This window comes from Chryseobacterium sp. P1-3, from assembly GCF_000738495.1.
GTDB lineage: Bacteria > Bacteroidota > Bacteroidia > Flavobacteriales > Weeksellaceae > Chryseobacterium > Chryseobacterium gallinarum.
The window spans coordinates 1-1,970 of sequence record NZ_JPEQ01000035.1 but is presented as its reverse complement, the minus strand read 5'-3'; the positions used below and the strand labels follow the sequence as shown (position 1 = coordinate 1,970).

General features: G+C 35.4%; 3 protein-coding genes and 2 pseudogenes. 1 reads left to right on the top strand and 4 read right to left on the bottom strand.

The window, feature by feature from the left end; translation table 11 throughout:
• Positions 1 to 355, bottom strand: a pseudogene (locus tag HX13_RS26200) (hypothetical protein); the annotation flags it as partial.
• A gap of 262 nt (positions 356 to 617) precedes the next feature.
• Here HX13_RS26200 and HX13_RS21585 point away from each other — a divergent pair.
• Positions 618 to 875: a helix-turn-helix domain-containing protein gene (locus tag HX13_RS21585; protein ID WP_053327114.1), complete on the top strand. Its 258-nt coding sequence runs from the start codon at positions 618 to 620 to the stop codon at positions 873 to 875.
• A gap of 58 nt (positions 876 to 933) precedes the next feature.
• Here the strand turns inward: HX13_RS21585 and HX13_RS21580 are convergent, their stop codons facing one another.
• The 3 genes and pseudogenes from HX13_RS21580 to HX13_RS22710 form a co-directional block, all read right to left on the bottom strand.
• Positions 934 to 1,173 (bottom strand): hypothetical protein, encoded by a 240-nt coding sequence (locus HX13_RS21580; protein WP_050022746.1) that lies wholly within the window; start codon positions 1,171 to 1,173, stop codon positions 934 to 936.
• Between the two features lie 6 nt (positions 1,174 to 1,179).
• Entirely contained in the window at positions 1,180 to 1,341 is a 162-nt protein-coding gene (locus tag HX13_RS22715) for a hypothetical protein (RefSeq protein WP_157837483.1), read from the bottom strand.
• Between the two features lie 25 nt (positions 1,342 to 1,366).
• Positions 1,367 to 1,970: pseudogene (locus HX13_RS22710) on the bottom strand (RHS repeat-associated core domain-containing protein); the annotation flags it as partial.

Sequence of the window (1,970 nt, the reverse complement as noted above, 5' to 3'; positions counted from 1 at the left end):
TTAGGAAAGTCCCCATAGTAAAAGCCAGGTTTCTTTCAAATTTTTCTGTGGCAAGAGCAGCTTTACTATTTCTGATACCAAAAGCTAATCTATCCTGAGAACCATGATAAGCACTTAAGCTTTGGATTCCCATAAATGATAGCCTAGAATCACTGACATTTTTTGTCAACTTAATCTCACCAATTTCAATAGGATTATTAGGAGTAGAACCTTTCCTTGGTGGATCCTCCTCTCCAAGCATTCCGGTTGGATCATTAAATCTTATAGGATTTCCATAAACATATGAATATGGACTGTAAGCAAATTGTAACTCGCTCAAAGGGTCATGTACACCCCATCTACCCAAATCCGGCATTTACATCCTTGCCCCATAATCATACATACCTGTCTCCTGTAGCTCCTTGCCGTTGTACTTATAGTTCAAATAGCTTCCTAAAAACCCTTTCCCTTGTCCAATATGATTTAAACCAAACGGATAATAATTATTAGTATCCGTCACTTGAGCAGCACCTACGCTGTTTTTTAGTATAGCTTACCCTCGCATTTCCAAGGTGATCCCTGTATTGGTAAATATAGCGGTTTTCTTAACTAAAAGTACTGCAATTATAATAAAAAAGTTGTGTGAATTACCTAGAGACTTTATCAGCAAATATGAGCGCGAGGAAGTAAAACCATCTATTGAGATGGCCACGCAGCTGGCAGAGGCCCTGGAAGTATCTCTGGATTATCTCGTAGGGTCTACGGATATTCTACTGGATAAAAATATTGTCGCTAAAATTTTAGATATACAAAAACTAAAAGAGAATGATAGACAACACGTCTTCGCTCTCCTGGATGCTTTTCTTAAACAAACCAAGCTGCAAAGCATTTTATAAAGTAACGAAGCCACCTCAATTGAGGTGGCTTCGTTACTTTATAATTTAGAAAAAAAATTCACTCTGATATATATTCTTTTAAAATATTTTGCATACCCTCTTTTAAATTATTACTATCAATTCTTAACATCTGTCTACTTTGATTTGAAAACATAACCATCAATGTATAGGGGTTACTTACTCTTTCTCCATCAAACTTAATTACAACAACATCTTTATTGTCTTTAATCACTTCAAAACACATTAATAGTTCCTCTAAATTAGAATCTTTATTGAGTACCTGTTTAATATAATCCATATATAGTTATTTTGTTAATAATCTTGCAATTTCAGAAACATCAGTTACTTTACCCTCCGCAACTTGAGTCGCAACATTTAGCATATCTTTACGACTTACAGTTTCTATACCTGCCTCTTTTGCTAATTTCTCAAACACAGCAACAGCTGTACGTTTATTGCCATCCATGAACATATGTCCATGTGATATTGATTTAAAAAATAGAAGCACTTTGTTCTGCTGCCGTTTCATAATACATTGCAGAAGAAATAGCAGATGATGGAGATCCATTAAGAAGAACTCCGCCACCATTAGTGGTTTTATTAATAGCAACAATATCATCAACTAAATTTTGTAAACCATTTCCTTTACGGGCTATAACTAATAAAATAGCTGCTAATTTAACCTTACCAATCTTGTTTTTTGTTTCTTCACTTTGGTAATCAACTACTGCATCAAGAGTAGCCCATCCCGCAGAAGCGGCAAGATTACTTCCACCCATTAGGAAAGTCCCCATAGTAAAAGCCAGGTTTCTTTCAAATTTTTCTGTGGCAAGAGCAGCTTTACTATTTCTGATACCAAAAGCTAATCTATCCTGAGAACCATGATAAGCACTTAAGCTTTGGATTCCCATAAATGATAGCCTAGAATCACTGACATTTTTTGTCAACTTAATCTCACCAATTTCAATAGGATTATTAGGAGTAGAACCTTTCCTTGGTGGATCCTCCTCTCCAAGCATTCCGGTTGGATCATTAAATCTTATAGGATTTCCATAAACATATGAATATGGACTGTAAGCAAATTGTAACTCGCTC